This window comes from Salinimicrobium oceani, assembly GCF_012037645.1.
In genome coordinates, this window is record NZ_JAAVJR010001297.1 from 1 (window position 1) to 331 (window position 331).

At 39.0% G+C, this 331-nt stretch carries 1 protein-coding gene; it reads left to right on the forward strand.

Annotated features, from left to right (window positions below):
* The coding region (locus tag HC175_RS21910) for a DUF423 domain-containing protein (RefSeq protein WP_209310190.1) at positions 1-331 on the forward strand (331 nt) is incomplete at both ends.

Sequence of the window (331 nt, forward strand, 5' to 3'; positions counted from 1 at the left end):
TATTAATTTCTGGTGCTTTTCTTGGGGTGATAGCAATAATATTAGGTGCTTTTGCGGCTCACGGGCTAAAAGCATTCCTCAGCGTAGAAAACCTGAAGACATTTGAAACCGGTGTGAAATACCAGATGTATCATGCGTTATTCCTGTTACTGATGGGTTCATTGCCCCTTGCTTCAGAAAAAGTTAAAAAGATATGCTTCTATTTAACAATTACGGGCGTGATATTTTTCTCGGGATCCATTTATCTTTTAGCTACAAATTCCATGACATCATTTGATTTTAGGCTGTTTGGTCCTGTTACACCTATAGGAGGAACTTTGATGATCGCTGC